This window comes from Alloyangia mangrovi (assembly GCF_002300555.2).
GTDB lineage: Bacteria > Pseudomonadota > Alphaproteobacteria > Rhodobacterales > Rhodobacteraceae > Salipiger > Salipiger mangrovi.
This window is the reverse complement of record NZ_NTHN02000028.1, coordinates 1-17,245: the sequence shown is the minus strand read 5'-3', so window position 1 is coordinate 17,245 and position 17,245 is coordinate 1. Positions and strand designations below refer to the sequence as shown.

Sequence of the window (17,245 nt, the reverse complement as noted above, 5' to 3'; positions counted from 1 at the left end):
GCTCAGCCCTTGGGGTGAAGTTCGATCGCCAGCCAGACACAGTCGCTGTCTGCGTAGTAGCGATGCCAGGGGTAGGTCCACTGGTTGTCCCCCGTGACCCGGCAGAAGGGATCATGGGTGGCACCAGGGCTCATGGGGATGTCCTCGTAGACGGTGGCCTCGTCGTTCTCGTGGAACTTCTGCATCCGGCCGGTGCCGTGGATCTGCGTGTGGATTTCCAGGAACGGGTGTTCGGTGTGGATGAAGCAATCCGTGTCGCCGGGCGACCACCAGAGATTCAGCCGCAGATCGAACGCCTGTTCGACTTGCGGTGCGGCGCGCTCATTGGTGAAGACGAAAGGGTCGGTGACGACCTCGCCGACATGATCGAAAGGCGAGATATAGAGCGGGGTGTCGCGCGGAAAGCTGCGGATGCGGTTGCCCAGCCAGTCCCAGCCGCGCAGACCGGCACCGCCGAGGTTGGTCTTGCGCCGGACCTTGATGAGCGCGACGCGCTCGGCCGCCCTGATCGTGCCGCCGCGCAGCCAGGTCGATTTCCAAGCCGGTACGATGGCGGGGTGATCCGATCCGGTCACCATCGGGCGCGGTGACAGGTTGATGGCAATGGCATCCTGCACGACAAGGTCGCGCGCATCTTCGACGAGCTCGGCGTGGATGAAGTCGTCGGCAAAGGCCAACTGGCGCGAAAGGTTGGGCATTGGGGATCTCCGCTGGTGATTTGCACCCAAATCAACACGCGCAGAGGCGTCTAGACCATTTCGCGCCGTGACGAATTCTGACGCAGACTGACGCAAATCGCGTCAGACCGGCATGATCATGTCGGGCTCGGTGCCAAGGTAGTCGCGCACTTCCGCGGGAATGCTGGGGTCGTTGAAGTCCAATGCCGAAGTCCGGCTGAGGTCACTTCGCTTGAGCAGTCCAGGTCTGCGGTAATGCAACGCCTGCCGCGTGGAAAAGGGCTGGCGGTACATGTTCGCGGCGATCCCCGAGGTGATCCCGAGCATGAGGGATTTGGTGTTCCGCTGGATCTGCGAATAGATGCCGAAGGTCATCTCGTTGCGTTGGTTGGTTTCGAAATCCATGGTGAAGATCCGCCCTTGGATCGGAAAGACGAAGCCGTGGTACTTGAACCGATAGGCCGTCCGGCTGCGATCGTCGGGGTTGGGGAACCTCTCGACATAGACGTGCTGCAGAACGTCGGCGCCGGGGTAGATGCACATGCTGGCCCGCAGGATGCGGCGCGGATAGATCGACGAGAAATGGTAGCGGTCATAGACACCCACGATCTGGTCACGCAGCGTGTCGGGCACCGCCATGGCGGTCGACAGGAAGGTGCCGACCTCGGGCATGCGGCGCAGCCGGTTGAATGTCTCGAGGAAATCGCCGTCGATCAGGGCCCGGAAATCCTCGGGTGCCTCGAACATGACCTCGGGCGCGAGGCCGAAGTGGTTCGAGATCGCGCGGATGTTGGCAGTAGAGGGCAGGTGCTTGCCCGCGAGGTACTTGTTGAACTGCTGGCGGTTGATTCCGATCTTGCGGCAGATCTGCGAAATCGACCCCTGCTGCTCGCAGAGCTGCCGCAAATTCTCTGAAAATGCGACGAGTCGTGGGTCTGTTTGATCAGGCTGTGTCACGAAGCTTCTTTCTCTGGCGCAAGGCAGTGCGTCAGTTTGCGTCAGATTTTTGACCCATGCGAAATTGTTTTGCAAGCGCTGTTTTGTGACCTTTCCCGGCAATGTCGGATTGGTCGGAACTGCCGCGCCGATCCCGGCCAAGCGCAATCGATACAGGGAAAAAATCATGAAGTTGACCGGTGGAGAAGTCGTCGCAAGGGCGCTCAAGGACTATGGGGTAGAGTATGTCGCCGGTGTGCCGGGTCACGGGATCTGGGCGCTTTTCGATGCGTTCCTGCAAGAGGAAAGCAACATTCCCTTCATCCAGGTGATGCACGAGCAAAGCGCCGTACACATGGCGGACGGCTACTTCCGCGCCAGCGGCAAACCGATGGCCTGCTCGACCTCGGTGGGGCCGGGCGCGGCCAATACCGTGATCGGCCTGGCGACCGCCTATGTGGATTCCACCTCGGTATTCTACGTGTCCGGCTCGCCGCAGACCTACATGCAGGGCCACGGCACCATGCAGGAGCTCGAGCGCCAGCAGGACAACGCCTTTGGCCGGATCACCGAACAGGTGACCAAGCGCGCCTGGCAGGCCAATTCGGTCAAGGTGCTGCCGTCGATCATGCATCGCGCCTTCAACGAGATGATGACCGGCCGCCCCGGCCCGGTGCATGTCGAAGTGCCGATGGACGTTCAGGTCGAGGAGGCGGATGTCACCATCCACCCGCTGGACAAGCGTCTGCCCATCGGGCTCGCCCATCCCGATCCGCGGGCCATCCGTGCAGCGGTGGATCTGCTGAAGATGGCGGAGCGCCCCGTCATCGTGGCGGGCGGCGGAGCGATCACAGCAAATGCCTCGGCCGAGTTGGTCAAGCTGGCCGAGCGACTGGGTGCTGCAGTGTCGATCACTTGGAACGGCAAGGGCGCGATCCCCGAGGACCACGACGGCTTCATCGGCGCTGTGGGCCAGACCGGCACTACCTGCGGCAACGCCATCACCGCCTCTGCCGATGTGGTAATCTCTGTCGGTTGCCGCTTTACCGACTGGTCGGCTTCTTCCTATGCCAAGGGCGTGTCCTTCTCCTTCCCGCCCGGAAAGCTGATCCACATCGACCTCGACCCGCGCGAAATCGGCAAGACCTACCCGACCGAGGTGGGCATCGTGTCGGACGCGAAGATTGCGCTACAGGCAATGCTGGAGCTCATCAGCGACGCGGATTCGGCGGCGATGCTCGAGGCGCGGCAGGGCTTCCACACCGACGTGGCCGAGGCCAAGGCCAAGTGGCGGGCCCAGGTGGAGCCGCGCGAGACCAGCCGCGAGACGCCCTTCACCTCGCAACGCCCGCTGATGGCACTGCGCAAGGTTCTTGATCGCGACGGGATCGTGGTGGTGGGGTCGGGCAACACGCAAGGTTCGGTCAAGCAGAGCTTCCCAGTCTACGAGCCCCGCACGCACCTGACGTCTGGCTCCTATTCACCGATGGGCTGGGCCGTGCCCGCGGCCATGGGTGCGAAGCTCGCCAAACCGGAAAAGCAGGTCGTGGCCATCGTCGGTGACGGGGATTTCATGATGTCGCTGCCGGAAATGGGCACGGCGGTGATGAACGGCATCAACGTGGTGTTCCTGGTGCTGAACAACCAGGGCTACATGTCGATCCGCGGCGGCCAGCGCAAGTTCATGGGCCGGCATGTGGCCTCCGAGTTCAACCATCATTCCGGAAACGGCGAGCCCTATTCGGCGGACATCGCGGCCAGCGCCCGGGCCTTCGGACTGCAGGCCTGGAAGGTCGAAAAGGACGAAGACTTGGAAAGCAGCCTCGAGGCCGCGCTGACCTGCGGCGGTCCGGCGCTGGTCGAGGTGATCGTGTCGCGCGATGCGGCCGGCCCCTTCGCGACCGGCTGGTGGGATTTCCCGTCGCCCGCCTACTACGAAAAGGAACAGGCGGATTACGCCGCCATGGCCGCGCTCGAGCAGCATCTCTGATCGCGCGTCGGCCTGACCCCTGCCGCTACTGACCCTCCCCTAGCGGCAGGGGCCCCGAAACCCCGAACCCCAGAGGCGTGAGATCACGCCCCGCCCTGCACGGCCGTATCACCTTCGGCTGCAGCCTGACTTTTGCGCCGATGCCTCCGGCGGACACGCCCCCGATCGGCACCACGCGACCTCACAGGAGATGAACACCATGGCAATCCAGTACCTCAAGCGGGGCCAGTCGGCAGAGGCCGTGGCGGATGCCGATGCCCGCACCCGCGCGGTCGTGGAAACCACCCTCGCAGAGATCCAGACCGGCGGGGACGCCGCCGTCCGCGCGCTGAGCGAGAAGTTCGACGGCTATGCGCCGGCCTCGTTCCGGCTGAGCGACAGCGAGATTGAGGCGATCACCCAGCGCGTGTCCGACCGCGACATGGCCGACATCCGGTTTGCCCATGATCAGGTCACCAATTTCGCCCGCGCGCAGCGGGCCTCGATGACCGATATCGAGGTGGAAACCTTGCCGGGCGTCGTGCTGGGCCATCGCAACATCCCCGTGCAATCGGTCGGCTGCTACGTCCCGGGCGGCCGCTTCCCAATGGTCGCCAGCGCACATATGTCGGTGGCCACGGCAAAGGTCGCCGGGGTGCCGCGCATCGTCGCCTGCACCCCGCCGTTCAAAGGCGAGCCCAATGCCGCTGTCATCGCGGCCATGAAGCTTGGCGGCGCGCATGAGATCCACGTCCTGGGCGGCATCCAGGCGATCGGGGCCATGGCGCTTGGAACCGAAACAATTGCCCCCGTCGACATGATCGTCGGCCCCGGAAACGCCTTTGTCGCGGAAGCCAAGCGTCAACTCTACGGGCGCATCGGCATCGATTTGTTTGCCGGGCCGACCGAGACGCTGGTAGTCGCCGACGAGACCGCCGCCGACGCCGAGCTGTGCGCAACCGACCTACTTGGGCAGGCGGAGCATGGTTACAACAGCCCCTGCGTTTTGCTGACCAACTCGGAGACGTTGGCACGTCAGACGATTGCAGAGATTGAGCGCCTGCTGGAGCGGCTGCCAACGGCGGAAACCGCCCGCGCCAGTTGGGAGACCCATGGCGAGGTCATCGTCTGCGACAGCTACGACGAGATGCTGGCAAAGGCGGACGAGATCGCCAGCGAGCACGTTCAGATCATGACGGACCGCGACGACTGGTTCCTAGAGAACATGCGCAACTACGGCGCGCTGTTCCTTGGCCCGCGCACCAACGTGGCCTTCGGCGACAAGGTGATCGGCACCAACCACACGCTGCCGACCATGCGCGCAGCGCGCTACACCGGCGGGCTGTGGGTCGGCAAGTTCCTGAAGACCTGCACCTATCAGCGCGTGCTTACCGATGAGGCCAGTGCGTTGATCGGCGCCTACGGCTCGCGCCTGTGCCACCTCGAGGGCTTCGTCGGCCATGCCGAGCAGGCCAACGTCCGCGTGCGCCGCTACGGCCGCCGCAACCTTGAATACGGGGCGGCCGCCTTGGCGGATTGAACCCGGTCCTGCGTGCCGTGGCCCGACGCAACCCCAACCGGGCCACATCCGAAAACCAAGATCAAACGACAGGGAACATCACATGAAACTCAAATCTGCTCTGTTTGCCAGCGTGCTGGCGCTGCCGGTGCCGGCGATGGCCCAGGACAAGGGCACCATCGAGGTGCTGCACCACTGGGTGTCCGAAAGTGAAGTGGCCGCGCTGAACGTCGTGCGGGAAAAGCTGGCTGCCGAGGGATTCGGCTGGGAAGACAGCGCCGTGGGCGGCATGTCCGGCGCCAACGCCACGCAGGCTCTGCGCACCCGGCTGGCCTCTGGCAATCCGCCAGGCGCGATGCAGTTCCTCGGCTACGAGGGCCAGAACTGGTTTGCTGAGGGCGTCGTGCGCGACTTTGCCGACGTGGCGACTGCCGAGGGCTGGTTTGACGCCATCGCCCCGCAGGTGCGCGATTTCGTGACCAAGGATGGCGCCTTCTTCGCGATGCCGATCAACATGCACCGCCAGAACTGGGTCTGGGCGAACAAGAAGGTCTTTGACGAACACGGTCTGACGGTGCCCGGAACCTGGGACGAGCTGATCGCGATGGGCCCGGTGCTGAAGGAGGCGGGCATCGTGCCGCTGGCCACCGGTGACGAGGCCTGGCAGATCCAGCTGATCTTTGACGCCCTGGTCGCCGACCTGCACGGCCCAGACTTCTACCGACGGTCGGTGGTCGAGCTCGACCCTGAGGCGCTGTCCGGCCCAGAGATGATCGATGTTTTCGACACCCTGCGCCAGGTGCGCGGACTGGTCGATGACGGCTTCGTCGGTCGGGACTGGGCGGTGGCAACCGGCATGGTCGCCTCGGGCGAGGCGGCGATGCAGGTGCATGGCGACTGGGCCAAGGGCGAATTCTTGGCCCAGGGGCTGACCGAAGGCGAGGACTTCCTCTGCTTTGCGACCCCCAGCGAGACACCGAGCTTCCTGTTCCTGATCGACAGCTTCGGCGCCTTCAAAACCAGCGATGCCGCAACCACCGCGGCACAGGATGCGCTGGCGATGGCGACCATGGACCCGCAGGTGCAACGCGAGTTCAACATGATCAAAGGGTCGATCCCGGCACGCTCTGACGTGTCCGTCGACGGCTTCGACGCCTGCGCGATCAAGGGGTTCGAGGACCGCGCGGCGGCCGTGGAAAGCGGTGCGATGCTGGGGGCGCTGACCCATGGCTTCGCCAGCCAGCCGCAATTCGCCGGCGTCTTCGGCGATGTCGTCGGACAGTTCTTCGTCACCGACATGACCTCGCAGCAGGCGGTCGAGATGCTGGCCAGCGGCATCGCCAACGCGATGTGATCCCTCAGGCCGGAGCGCGGCGCCCCGGCGCGCTCCGGCCTCCAACGTCCCTGAAGAAAGGAGAGGTCATGTCAGACATTTCCAAGCCGGCAAGCGCGGGTGTCGCGCCGCGCCGACCATCCGCGTCACTTTCGGTGCGGCTTGCGCACTGGCTACCGCGCATCGTTCTGGCCCCGAGTTTCATGGCCGTCCTGATCGGAGTTTACGTCTTCATCGGCTGGACGTTGTGGATCTCGATGTCGTCGTCCTCGATGCTGCCGCGCTACGATTTCGTGGGCCTCGAGCAATATGTCCGGCTCTGGAACACGCCGCGCTGGCATACCGCCGTCATCAATCTCTTCCTGTTCACCGCGCTATTCCTTGCGATCACCATCGCGCTGGGTCTGCTGATGGCGATCCTACTGGATCAGAATATCCGCGCCGAAGGTGTGCTGCGCACGATCTACCTCTATCCCATGGCGCTGTCGTTCATCGTGACCGGCACCGCGTGGAAATGGATGCTGAACCCGGACCTGGGGATCGAGAAACTGGTGCAATCCTGGGGATGGGAAAGCTTTGCCTTCGACTGGATCACCCGGCCCGATTTCGCCATCTACTGCATCGTGATCGCGGCGGTCTGGCAATCCACCGGCTTTGCTATGGCGATCTTCCTCGCGGGCCTGCGCGGCATCGACGGCTCGATCATCAAGGCGGCCCAGATCGAGGGTGCCACCCTGCCGCGCATCTACGCCAGCATCATCGTGCCGATGCTGCGCCCCGCGTTCCTGAGCGTGATCGTTCTGTTGTCCTACATCTCGATCAAGAGCTTCGATCTCGTTCTCGCGCTGACCAATACCGGCCCCGGCGGCTCGACCGAGATGCCCTCCACCTTTATGTTCGCCTACACCTTCCAGCGCAACCAGATGGGCGTCGGGGCGGCCAGCGCGATCATGATGCTGATGACCGTCGCGGCGATCATCGTACCCTACCTCTATTCCGAACTGCGCGAGGATTCCCATGGCCACTAAGTCGCTTGCCCGGCAGAGAGCCATGGGCCAAACCTTCATTTACGGCGTGCTGGCACTGCTGGCGCTCTATTACCTGACCCCGCTCTGGGTAATGATCACCACCTCGCTGAAGCCACTGGACGAGATCTATGGCGGCTCTTTCATCGGGCTGCCGCAGACCGTCACTTTCGAGGCCTGGTCCAAGGCGTGGTCGGGTGCCTGCATCGGCACCGAATGCACCGGGCTGAAGCCCTACTTCATCAATTCGATCCTGATGGTCGTGCCGGCCGTGCTGCTGTCGACCGGGCTCGGGGCGCTGAACGGCTACGTGCTGACGAAGTGGCGCTTCAGGGGGGCGAACCTTGTCTTCGGCATGATGCTGTTCGGCTGCTTCCTGCCCTACCAGGCGGTGATCCTGCCGATGGCGCAGGTGCTTGGAAAGCTGGGCCTGTCGGGCACCATTCCCGGGCTGATCCTGGTTCACACGCTCTATGGCATCTGCTTCACCAGCCTGTTCTTCCGCAACTACTTCATCACCATCCCCGACGAGCTGACCAAGGCGGCGCAGATCGACGGGGCCGGGTTCTTCCGCATCTTCTTTTCGATCATGCTGCCCGCCGCGTTGCCGATCATCGTGGTCAGCTGCATCTGGCAGTTCACCCAGGTCTGGAACGACTTCCTGTTCGGGGTGTCCTTCACCTCTGGCAGCGACTCCCCGATCACCGTGGCGCTGAACAACATCGTCAACGTCACCACCGGCCGCAAGCAATACAACGTCGATATGGCTTCGGCGATGATCGCGGCGATCCCAACCCTTCTCGTTTACGTCACCGCCGGACGCTACTTCGTCCGCGGGCTGACCGCTGGCGCCGTGAAAGGATAGTCTCATGGCAACTCTCGACATCAACCGCGTCCGCAAGTCCTACGGCTCCATGGAGGTGCTTAAAGAGGTCAACATCTCGATCGAGGACGGCGAATTTCTCGTTCTGCTGGGGCCGTCCGGCTGCGGCAAGTCCACGCTGCTCAACATCATCGCCGGCCTCGAGGACATCACCGGCGGCGACGTGCTGATCGGCAACCGCGTGGTCAACGACCTGCCTCCCAAGGACCGCGACATCGCCATGGTATTCCAGTCCTACGCGCTCTACCCGACCATGACCGTGCGCCAGAACATCGAGTTCGGCATGAAGATCCGCGGCATCTCGGCCGAGGAGCGGGCCAAGGCGACCAAGGCGGCTGCGGAGATGCTGCAGATGACCGGCCTGCTTGACCGCAAGCCCAGCCAGCTCTCCGGCGGCCAGCGTCAGCGCGTGGCCATGGGCCGCGCCATCGTGCGGCACCCAGAGCTGTTCCTGTTCGACGAGCCCCTGTCCAACCTCGATGCGAAGCTGCGGGTCGACATGCGCACCGAGATCAAGCGCCTGCACCAGCGGCTCGGGGCGACGATCGTATACGTGACCCACGACCAGATCGAGGCGATGACGCTGGCCACCAAGGTCGCGGTGATGAAGGACGGCATCGTCCAGCACTTCGGCACCCCGCAGGAGGTCTATGATCGCCCGGCCAACACCTATGTAGCGCGCTTCGTCGGCTCGCCGGCCATGAACATCCTGCGCGGCCGTCTGGTGGCCTCCGACGGCCCGGTGACGGTGGCGTTCGAGACCTCCGACGGCGAGGCGCTGGTGTCAGGTGTCCCGCTGTCGCCCGAAAGCGCCGCCCGCTTCCGCGACCGCGAGGTGCTTGTCGGCATCCGCCCCGAGCATTTCACGATGGATACCGCGGGCGCGGTTCCGCTGACCGTGGACATGGTAGAGCCGACCGGGCCGGACACCCTGGTGGTCTTCTCCGCCGGCGGCGCCGACGTGGTGGCGCGGCTCGATCCTCTGGCGATTTCCGTGGGGACCAAGGCCCGTTTCGGGGTCAAGGCCGAGAAGATCGTGCTCTTCGACCCGGAAACCGAAACCCGGCTGGACTGACACGCCATGGATGCCGATCTGGTCATCATCGGTTCGGGCATCGGCGGCGCTTCCCTCGCGGCGGCGCTTGCCCCGTCCGGGCTTCGCATTCTCATTCTCGAGAAGGGCCAGCGTCTAGGGCCTTGCCCGGAGGCCCGCGACGATCGCGCGATTTTCCTCCGTGGACATTTCGCCCCGACCGAGCAGTGGCTGAGTTCTGACGGGACTCCTTTCGTTGCGGGCAACCACTATGCGGTGGGGGGCAATTCCAAGTTCTACGGCGCGGTCATGTACCGCTTTCGCGAAGCGGACTTCGCGCCGCGCCGGCATTTTGAGGGAGTCACCCCCGGCTGGCCCTTGGCGTACGCGGAGCTCAGCCCCTGGTACGATGCCGCCGAGGCCATGTTCCGGGTGCGGGGGCAGGGGGGCGAAGACCCAACCGACCCACCGCGAAACCAGCCTTATGGCTGGCCCGCTGTTCCGGACGAGCCCGTCATTGCCGAGGTGCGCCGCCGTCTGAAGTGCGCCGGAGCCCACCCCGCCTCGCTGCCGCTGGCCATCGACATCGGCGCCTGGCTGGCCGGAGGCCAGACCGGTTGGGACGCCTTCCCGAACACCGGCATGGGCAAGATCGATGCCGAGTCCGGGCCCCTGACAGAGGCCCTGACCCATGATAACGTGCGCCTGCTGACCGGGGCCGAGGTCATCCGGCTGGACACCGATCCGTCGGGCGCGAGGATCATCGGCGCTTTGGTCCGCGGGGAAGGCAGGGACATCATGATCCGCGCGCGGGGCTTCGCACTGGCCGCCGGGGCCGTCCAGTCCGCCGCCCTGCTGCTGAAGTCGGCCAATGCCGCCCATCCCTCCGGGCTGGCAAACGGCTCCGATCAGGTTGGCCGGAATTTCATGAACCACAACAGCTCGGCCATGCTGACGATCAACCCTTTGCTGCGGAACACGTCGGTCTATCAAAAGACCCTCAGCCTGAATGATTTTTACGATGCCGATCCGCAGACCCGGGCGCCGCTCGGCAATGTGCAGGGGTTGGGGCGGGTCACCGCTGCGGTGTTGAAGTCCAACATGCGCTGGCTGCCGATGCCCCTGGCGCGGGTGCTGGCGGCCTATGCGTTTGGCTGGTTCCTGCAAAGCGAGGACCTGCCCGATCCCGAAAGCCGGGTGACGTTCCGGGATGGCCGTATCGTCATCCACTGGCAGCGTAGCAACATGCGCGCGCACAGGGCCCTCATTCAGCGTACGCGCGAGCTGATGAAACGCGCAGGCTTCCCGATCGTGCTGACAAGAACGTTCGGGGTGAGGACGACATCGCATCAATGTGGCACGGCGCGCCTGGGACAAGATGCAGCGACGTCGGTCGTCGCCCCGGACCTGCGGAGCCATCAAATCGGCAACCTCTGGATCACGGATGCCTCGGTGCTGCCGACCTCGGCAGCGGTGAACCCTGCGCTGACAGTCGCCGCACTGGCGCTACGCGCGGCGGAAGGTATTCGCAAGTTTCTGACAACAAACGATGATCACCTTCGCCAATGGGAAGATAGACATGAATAGCATTACTGCGAGCCGGGGTATGGTCACGGGCATCGCGCTGGGACTGACGCTGCTTCTGCCGACAATCACCCCGGCGGCGGAAAGCACGCTGACCATTGCCTCGCACGGGCAGAAATTGGCGGCGACGGTGAACCTGCCCGACGATGTGGAAATGCCGCCGGTGGTGCTGATGCTGCACGGCTTTACCGGGCAGCGCAACGAAACACCCTCGCCCGTGGATGGGACGGGCCTCTATACCCTCATGGCGGCCGCCCTGGCAGAGGCCGGCATCGCCTCGCTGCGTATCGATTTCGCCGGCTCGGGCGAGAGCACCGGCGCTTGGGTCGAGACAACCTTCACGGGACAGATCGCCGATGCCGTTGCCGCCTTCGACTTCCTGCAGGCGCATGGCGCTGTCGACAGCAGCCGGATCGGCGTTCTGGGCTATAGCCAGGGCGGGCTGGTGGGGGCCCATCTGGCCGGCCTGCGCCCCGAGGTCAGCGCCGTCGCACTTTGGGCGCCGGTCACCAACCCCCTGCGCACCTATGCGGGAATTCTCGGCTCGGATGCTGTTGAGACGGCGCTGCGCGCGCCGGCCGATCAGCCGGTGACCGCGCCCATGTCCTGGGGAGGCGAAACCACGCTGAACGCGCGTTTTTTCCATGAATTGGTAACGGTCGATCCGGTCGCCGCCATTGCCGGCTATCCCGGGCCGCTGGCGATCATGGCGGGCCTGCGCGAAACCATCGTCACGCCGCAGCCGCTGGCCGCCGAGGTCCTGCTGAATTACCATGAGGGCCCCGAGGTATTGATCACGATCGACAGCGATCACGGCTGGAACTGGGAGGAGGCCAAATCCGTGGTGGAGGAACACCTGGCCCCCGCAACCGTCGACTGGTTCACGACCCGGCTAATCGGGGCCGCAGAATGAGTTGGTCGGTCGAGGAAAACGCCCGCGCGGTCCTGCTGCCAGCCTTTGACGGGCTGACGCTCAGCGACGAGATGCGGCGGTTTCTGGATGGCGGGGGAGTCTCGGCTCTCTTCGGCGAAAGTCGCTCCGAATACGTCGCGCGGCGCATGTCCGATGTCCGCCGCAGCAGCGAGACCGCCCACGACATCATCCAGGGCATCGAGGCCGTCCGGGCGCGCAGCGGCACGCTGCTGGCGGCGATCGACCAGGAACTGGGTGGCATCTGCCGGCTGCATGACCTGGTGTCGCCGTTTCCCGACATCCATAGCGGCGAGGACTTGTCCGAAGCCGAGGTCGAGGCCGCCTGTGCCCGTGTCGCACAGGAGGCATGCGCGCTTGGCGTCAACCTGTTCCTGGCGCCGGTCCTCGACAGCCTGCCGGGAAGCAACCCCTGGCTCGAGGGGCGCAAGATGTCGCTCGAGCCGGCCCGCGCGGCCCGGCTGGCCCGCGCCTATGTGACCGGCGTGCAATCTGCCGGGGTGGCGACCTGTTCGAAGCACTTCCCGGGCTTTGCCTCGGTCACCGGAGACCCGGCGCTCGATCCGCAGGCGGTCTGTGACGTCCCGCTGGAGGTGCTCGCCGCGGGCGCCGCGCCCTTCCACGCCGCGATCGCCGCCGGCACGGCGATGATGATGGTCGGCCCGGCGCCCGTCACGGCCTTGGAACCCAGGCTGGCTGCCCTGCGCACGCCGGCGATCATAGAGAGGCTGAAAGGGCCTTTCGGCTTTGAAGGCATCGTCATGGCCGACGATCTTGACGCGGCTGCCACGCTGCGAGGCGATAGTGTGCCCCATGTCGCGGTCCAGGCCCTTGCTGCCGGATGCGACTACCTGCTGCTTGCGGATACGGGCTCTCAACTCAGTGATGTCGTGAGGTCGATCATGGCTGCGGTAGATTCAGGCATGCTGTCGGAAGAGGAGCTTGGCGAATCCGCACGCAGGATCCGCTCCGCCGCTCATCGGTTCGAGAGCTGGTCCCGGGAGAAAGCTAGCAACGGAAGCTAACGCCCGGCGACGATTGCGGCAAACCCTGCCGAGCCTGCGCTCGTGAAAATGACCCGGGTACTCAAGGTGCCAGCGCATCGTCCATGTGATTATCGGAGGCTAACTTGAGCGGGCGTAGGCCGCTACAAAGGGGCATCACCAAAGCAGCCCCAGGCGCGATCACGATCCCATGGCCAGCTGCCGCGCCTGATTTTCTGGTGACGGGACGGTCCGACACCGTGCTTGCAGGAGACACTGGAAGGAATTTTGGTGTTCAGCAGATAGAATGGTCATCCACCGGGGCTTGGGTTTTCACCATAATTATCCTTACGCGCAACAAGAACAAATGACGAACATATGACTTGCCACGCCCCACTTTCGGCCCCTATTCACACGACAAGTCTCGGGCAGAAGCTAGCTCAATCTGCCTGAGGTTGAAATCTCCCCTTGCCGAGACTGGGCCCTATCGCCGACGGTGGAAGAAAGCAGAACACTGCTGCAGGCAAGACATCGAGCGACGGCATCACTGCGCTGGAGGAAGACATGTCAGCCGAATGGATGAACATTCAGATCATGGAATGCGAAGACGTGGTCGGCCGCGCCGTCACCGTGTTCAGGCAATCTGATGGAACCCACCAACGCTATGTGCTGGGTAACGGGCGCAAGGTCGAGGCGAACGCGGACGGCACCTTCGTCATCCCAGAGACCGCCATGGAATTGCGGGTCATGGGCGTCTAACGCGGTCTGCAGCGCGGGCCTGGGGCAAGGCTAGGCAGCTGTCCTTTTCCGGGTTCGTGCTGCGAGTCCGCGCATGACCTGCTCGAAATCGCCCTCAGCAAAACGTGCGACCCCATTATGGGCGGCGCAGACGGACTTCGTGCCGCACCATCGCGCCCCAATTTCCTCTAGCCAGCGGCAGAACTTCTCTTCAGCACCGTCCTCTGCATTCATCGCCGCCCCTAGCGTGGGATGCAGGACGAGCCGCGGCACGTACCCCCGCAGAGCTCCTGGCACAGGCAGAACATTCAGCGTGTCATCGACGTGCAGAGACCCGCTGGCCGGATGAAATGCCAGGAGTGAGCCCGCATGCACCTTCTCATTTTCAGAAAAATACTGGATGCCCGACGGCAGCGAAAACTGGAGATCGCTAGAATACCGCTCTGCCACCGCTGCGCTTTCAACGCGCTCAGCTTCCCAGGGCACCGAGGTGCAGACACGATGATGCCGCTCAGAGCCGTAGAATTTCGCTTTTGGGAAATCCCGAGCCATGGCAGCGCAGTGCAGCGTGTGGAACGGGTGAAGATTGAGGACCGCGTCCACCAGACTGCCATCCTTGGTCAGATCCATGACCAGCTCGCGGATTTCCCCATTCAGTGTGTAGCTGTCGAGGAATACGAAACGGCCGCTCTGTAGCCGAACGATCGAAACGTGCGTCCCGACGTTGATGACACCGACCACCTTCATGGTGCAACGGATATTCCAGAATCCGCTCCCGAGGTTCACCAACCGTCGAGTCAACGCTCTCTCCCTTTGAATTGGTGCGGCGATCTTTCGTAGGATTTCTCCGCACTTAGGCCAATGACCTCGGTTGTCCAGACCAGAAGAGCAGGTTCCGAGAGAGCCCAGCCGATTTTACAATCGTCATGGGTCGAGTGCCACCGTGCATGAGTGTGCCCTGCCGCTCCCCCGAGGTCGGCCAGCCTTAAGGTTCCACAACGCCAAGTTTGCCACAAGAGCGCCGCGGCCACGCTCCCATTCATGTGAGAGTTGACAACTGCGCCCGTGCGTACGCCCTTGGCGTTACACTTGCCAAGATCTTTTTGGGCCAATCCGGATCGGCGATCAGCGCGCAGCCGACCGCAATCATATCGAACTCGCCTTGGTCGATCCGCTCCGCTGCATCAGTCCAGTATCTTTCAACCGATGCTCAGCTCGTTTCCTGCGTCTGAAACAAGCTCTGCGGCAACCCGACGCCTAATTGTAGCTTGACCAGTTAGTGGATTGGTAGCAGGCCTTCGGAGGCCAGCTCATCGTTCCCAGATGTCATGCTGGGTTCACGTGATAGATCTTGTAGTTCTATGCAACTACGCCGTTGCGGCCCCACCACACCGCCTCAACTGATTGTTACCTGAGCTTTCATTTACATGCTCTGGCGTTGAACCCTAGCGTACAGTGGCGAAGCGTTATCGTTTCCATATTCCGCGTTACGTATTGAGGAATAGTAATGAGTACTCAGAGCCGTCGGCTATTTCACTGCCGATCCTGCGGCCACAAAATTCGCCTCGGCGCTGCCGACTGTGGATACTGTTACCAGCCGGCGCCAGTAATCAACCAGTTCCCGCTGCCACTTATCCTCGCGCTTCCCGTCTTGGCAATTGCCATAATCGCGCTGCTCCTGTCAGCACTCTAGCAGGCCTTCATCACGACCCTGAGATGCCCCGCAGAGGTCTTAGGGCTCGCATAGTCGCCGAGCTGGTCAAGCCATCATGACGGAAGAGAGGCCTCGACCCGTCGCCGCGAAATCAAACGCCCTAGATCGCAAAAATTCTGTGCGTTGCTCATTGCCATCGCTAATTCGTGGAGATGCCGCAAGTCCGTCAATGACGTGTCCCCGGGCCTCGCACGCGCTGCCACGCAAGTTGGCACAGGGCCGCAAGGTTGCTCGCGCTATTTGACATCGGTCCGGACGGCAGCACAAAGGGCAGACCCCCCCCGCGCGCCTACGGAGGGGATCGCGGGCGGTACGGCCTTCGGAAAGCGTTGGCAGGGGTGCACCGCCAACCCGCCCGCGCTCTTACCGTGCGTTGTCCATGTCGTGCAGCATCGAGACCCGGCGGCGGAAATCCTCGTCGGTCGAGAACTCGGCGCTCTGGAAGGCGTCGATGAGGTCGAGCGCCAGCCAGGACCCGACGATCTGCGCCCCGATGCAGCGCACGTTGACGTCGTCATGCTCGACGCATTGATGCGCCGAATGCACGTCGTGGCCGACCGCGGCGCGGATGCCCTTGACCTTGCTGGGGGCGATCGAGGCGCCGACGCCGGTGCCGCAGACCAGCAGGCCGCGCTCGGCCGAACCGTCGTTGACCGCGCGGGTCACCGCCTGCGCGATCTCGGGAAAGTCGACGGGTTCTTCGTCGTAGGAGCCGACGTCGATAACCTCGTGACCGAGGCACTTCAGGTATTCGACGACGCGGTGGCCTTTGGAACCCGCGCTGTCGGACAAAGCTCTGATCGATTTCAAGACACAGTTCTCGGAGGCGCTCGACGGCGCGGGGCAGTCCATGGAGCGGGCGCTGGACTTCATGCGATAAACGGCGTGGACCTGCTCTTCCGCAGCTTCGCGATGACCCGCGGCCTCTGGCAGGTGGCCGACCTGCCCGAGACCGTACGCGCCCATCCGGGCTTCGCCGGCCACCCCTTCGCGCGCGTCGACTTCGGCCGCGACCTGTCGCGCGCGCTCAGCGATTACTGGCGCGGCGCCTGGGAGATGTCCCGGCGACACGCCGCGCCCTGACTGGGGCTAAGAATCCGGGACGGCGCGTCCGGGATCGTCAGGCGGACACGGTGTCGATCGGCAGCACCGTCTGCGACTTCAGCCGCTTCAGCGCGAAGTTGGCCGAGAGATCCCGGACCGGGATCGCCTCGGTGATCTGCCGCCGGATGCGCTCGAAATCGGCCATGTCGCGCACCACGATGCGCAGCACGTAGTCGTGGCTCCCGGCAAGCTGGTAGGCCTCCATGACCTCGGGCAGGTCGCCCACCACCTCCTCGAACCGGCGCTGCCAGTCCGCGCCCTGCTCGGGGGCGGACACCCCGGCAAAGACGGTCAGGCCAAGCCCCAGCTTTTCGGGATCCACCAGCGCCACGCGGCCGCGGATCACCCCGGCCTCCTGCAGCTTGCGCAGGCGCTTCCAGCACGGCGTCTGCGACAGGCCCACCATGTCGGCCAGCCGCGCGAGCGGCACGGTCGCGTCGGCCATCAGCGTAGCAACGATCTTGCGGTCTATGCGGTCGAGATCCATCCGGGCGCCTCCTGCGACTCGGGTCATGACCCCAGCATGTCGCTAATTTACAATAAGTCTACTGCTATTGTCGTGATTAAGAGAAAGACGACTTCTCCTGCCGCGAAATTGGTGATTTACTGCCGACATGATCACCCAGAAGACCAAATATGCCCTCAAATCGCTCATGGCGCTCGGCGCGGTGGAGCATGGCACGGCGCTGACCATCGAAGAGGTCGCGCAACGGTCGGGTGCGCCGAAGCGCTTTCTCGAGCACATCCTGCTCGACCTGCGGAAGTCGGGCTATCTGGGGGCGAAACGCGGTCGAGCGGGGGGCTATTTCCTGATCC

17 protein-coding genes are annotated in these 17,245 nt (G+C 63.9%); 12 read left to right on the top strand and 5 right to left on the bottom strand.

Features of this window, described 5'->3' with window-relative positions; genetic code table 11:
• Positions 1–2: 2 nt before the first annotated feature.
• Positions 3–698: a hypothetical protein gene (locus CLG85_RS15445; protein ID WP_095880645.1), complete on the bottom strand. Its 696-nt coding sequence runs from the start codon at positions 696–698 to the stop codon at positions 3–5.
• Between the two features lie 102 nt (positions 699–800).
• Complete coding sequence (locus CLG85_RS15440) at positions 801–1,583, bottom strand: helix-turn-helix domain-containing protein (protein WP_235865285.1); 783 nt, start codon at positions 1,581–1,583, stop codon at positions 801–803.
• Positions 1,584–1,800: 217 nt separating this feature from the next.
• Here CLG85_RS15440 and CLG85_RS15435 point away from each other — a divergent pair, with 217 nt between their 5' ends.
• The 10 genes from CLG85_RS15435 to CLG85_RS15390 all read left to right on the top strand — a co-directional run bounded on the left by CLG85_RS15435 (position 1,801) and on the right by CLG85_RS15390 (position 13,632).
• A complete protein-coding gene (locus CLG85_RS15435) occupies positions 1,801–3,603 on the top strand; it encodes a thiamine pyrophosphate-binding protein (protein WP_095880647.1) in 1,803 nt (600 codons plus the stop codon).
• A 199-nt stretch (positions 3,604–3,802) separates the two neighbouring features.
• Positions 3,803–5,122 carry a histidinol dehydrogenase gene (hisD, locus tag CLG85_RS15430; protein ID WP_095880695.1) on the top strand — a complete coding sequence of 440 codons (1,320 nt, stop codon included), beginning with the start codon at positions 3,803–3,805 and terminating at the stop codon, positions 5,120–5,122.
• An 82-nt stretch (positions 5,123–5,204) separates the two neighbouring features.
• Positions 5,205–6,455 (top strand): ABC transporter substrate-binding protein, encoded by a 1,251-nt coding sequence (locus CLG85_RS15425; protein ID WP_095880648.1) that lies wholly within the window; start codon positions 5,205–5,207, stop codon positions 6,453–6,455.
• 68 nt (positions 6,456–6,523) lie between these two features.
• A complete protein-coding gene (locus CLG85_RS15420; protein ID WP_095880649.1) occupies positions 6,524–7,462 on the top strand; it encodes a carbohydrate ABC transporter permease in 939 nt (312 codons plus the stop codon).
• A gap of 22 nt (positions 7,463–7,484) precedes the next feature.
• Complete coding sequence (locus tag CLG85_RS15415) at positions 7,485–8,324, top strand: carbohydrate ABC transporter permease (protein WP_375796929.1); 840 nt, start codon at positions 7,485–7,487, stop codon at positions 8,322–8,324.
• A 4-nt stretch (positions 8,325–8,328) separates the two neighbouring features.
• The gene (locus CLG85_RS15410) at positions 8,329–9,417 is read left to right on the top strand and encodes an ABC transporter ATP-binding protein (RefSeq protein ID WP_095880651.1); all 1,089 of its coding nucleotides are present in this window, start codon (positions 8,329–8,331) and stop codon (positions 9,415–9,417) included.
• Between the two features lie 6 nt (positions 9,418–9,423).
• Positions 9,424–10,962, top strand: coding sequence for a GMC oxidoreductase (locus CLG85_RS15405; RefSeq protein ID WP_095880652.1), 1,539 nt, complete (start codon positions 9,424–9,426; stop codon positions 10,960–10,962).
• Positions 10,925–11,872, top strand: a complete 948-nt coding sequence (locus CLG85_RS15400; protein ID WP_095880653.1) for an alpha/beta hydrolase family protein — start codon at positions 10,925–10,927, stop codon at positions 11,870–11,872. The genes CLG85_RS15405 and CLG85_RS15400 overlap by 38 nt, the downstream gene beginning before the upstream one ends.
• Positions 11,869–12,915 carry a glycoside hydrolase family 3 N-terminal domain-containing protein gene (locus CLG85_RS15395; RefSeq protein ID WP_260349529.1) on the top strand — a complete coding sequence of 349 codons (1,047 nt, stop codon included), beginning with the start codon at positions 11,869–11,871 and terminating at the stop codon, positions 12,913–12,915. Before CLG85_RS15400 ends, CLG85_RS15395 begins: the two co-directional genes overlap by 4 nt.
• 426 nt (positions 12,916–13,341) lie before the next feature.
• Positions 13,342–13,632 (top strand): hypothetical protein, encoded by a 291-nt coding sequence (locus CLG85_RS15390; RefSeq protein ID WP_235865286.1) that lies wholly within the window; start codon positions 13,342–13,344, stop codon positions 13,630–13,632.
• A 30-nt stretch (positions 13,633–13,662) separates the two neighbouring features.
• Here the strand turns inward: CLG85_RS15390 and CLG85_RS15385 are convergent, their stop codons facing one another.
• Together CLG85_RS15385 and CLG85_RS15380 are read right to left on the bottom strand one after the other, a co-directional pair.
• Entirely contained in the window at positions 13,663–14,358 is a 696-nt protein-coding gene (locus tag CLG85_RS15385) for a hypothetical protein (protein WP_235865287.1), read from the bottom strand.
• Positions 14,359–15,688: 1,330 nt separating this feature from the next.
• Positions 15,689–16,135 (bottom strand): RpiB/LacA/LacB family sugar-phosphate isomerase, encoded by a 447-nt coding sequence (locus CLG85_RS15380; RefSeq protein WP_217989679.1) that lies wholly within the window; start codon positions 16,133–16,135, stop codon positions 15,689–15,691.
• A gap of 75 nt (positions 16,136–16,210) precedes the next feature.
• Between CLG85_RS15380 and CLG85_RS15375 the strand changes: the two genes are divergently transcribed.
• Positions 16,211–16,408 (top strand): hypothetical protein, encoded by a 198-nt coding sequence (locus tag CLG85_RS15375; RefSeq protein WP_095880658.1) that lies wholly within the window; start codon positions 16,211–16,213, stop codon positions 16,406–16,408.
• A 37-nt stretch (positions 16,409–16,445) separates the two neighbouring features.
• Here the strand turns inward: CLG85_RS15375 and CLG85_RS15370 are convergent, their stop codons facing one another.
• Entirely contained in the window at positions 16,446–16,916 is a 471-nt protein-coding gene (locus CLG85_RS15370) for an Lrp/AsnC family transcriptional regulator (protein ID WP_260349527.1), read from the bottom strand.
• A gap of 127 nt (positions 16,917–17,043) precedes the next feature.
• Here CLG85_RS15370 and CLG85_RS15365 point away from each other — a divergent pair.
• Positions 17,044–17,245: RrF2 family transcriptional regulator (locus tag CLG85_RS15365; protein ID WP_260349525.1), on the top strand; the 202-nt coding region annotated here is incomplete at its 3' end.

Bases quoted from the DNA above. Each gene is read 5' to 3' on its own strand.
- CLG85_RS15445 (WP_095880645.1), bottom strand. From the start codon at position 698: ATGCCCAACCTTTCGCGCCAGTTGGCCTTTGCCGACGACTTCATCCAC.
- CLG85_RS15435 (WP_095880647.1), top strand. From the start codon at position 1,801: ATGAAGTTGACCGGTGGAGAAGTCGTCGCAAGGGCGCTCAAGGACTAT.
- hisD (WP_095880695.1), top strand. From the start codon at position 3,803: ATGGCAATCCAGTACCTCAAGCGGGGCCAGTCGGCAGAGGCCGTGGCG.
- CLG85_RS15425 (WP_095880648.1), top strand. From the start codon at position 5,205: ATGAAACTCAAATCTGCTCTGTTTGCCAGCGTGCTGGCGCTGCCGGTG.
- CLG85_RS15420 (WP_095880649.1), top strand. From the start codon at position 6,524: ATGTCAGACATTTCCAAGCCGGCAAGCGCGGGTGTCGCGCCGCGCCGA.
- CLG85_RS15415 (WP_375796929.1), top strand. From the start codon at position 7,485: ATGGGCCAAACCTTCATTTACGGCGTGCTGGCACTGCTGGCGCTCTAT.
- CLG85_RS15410 (WP_095880651.1), top strand. From the start codon at position 8,329: ATGGCAACTCTCGACATCAACCGCGTCCGCAAGTCCTACGGCTCCATG.
- CLG85_RS15405 (WP_095880652.1), top strand. From the start codon at position 9,424: ATGGATGCCGATCTGGTCATCATCGGTTCGGGCATCGGCGGCGCTTCC.
- CLG85_RS15400 (WP_095880653.1), top strand. From the start codon at position 10,925: ATGATCACCTTCGCCAATGGGAAGATAGACATGAATAGCATTACTGCG.
- CLG85_RS15395 (WP_260349529.1), top strand. From the start codon at position 11,869: ATGAGTTGGTCGGTCGAGGAAAACGCCCGCGCGGTCCTGCTGCCAGCC.
- CLG85_RS15385 (WP_235865287.1), bottom strand. From the start codon at position 14,358: ATGAAGGTGGTCGGTGTCATCAACGTCGGGACGCACGTTTCGATCGTT.
- CLG85_RS15370 (WP_260349527.1), bottom strand. From the start codon at position 16,916: ATGGATCTCGACCGCATAGACCGCAAGATCGTTGCTACGCTGATGGCC.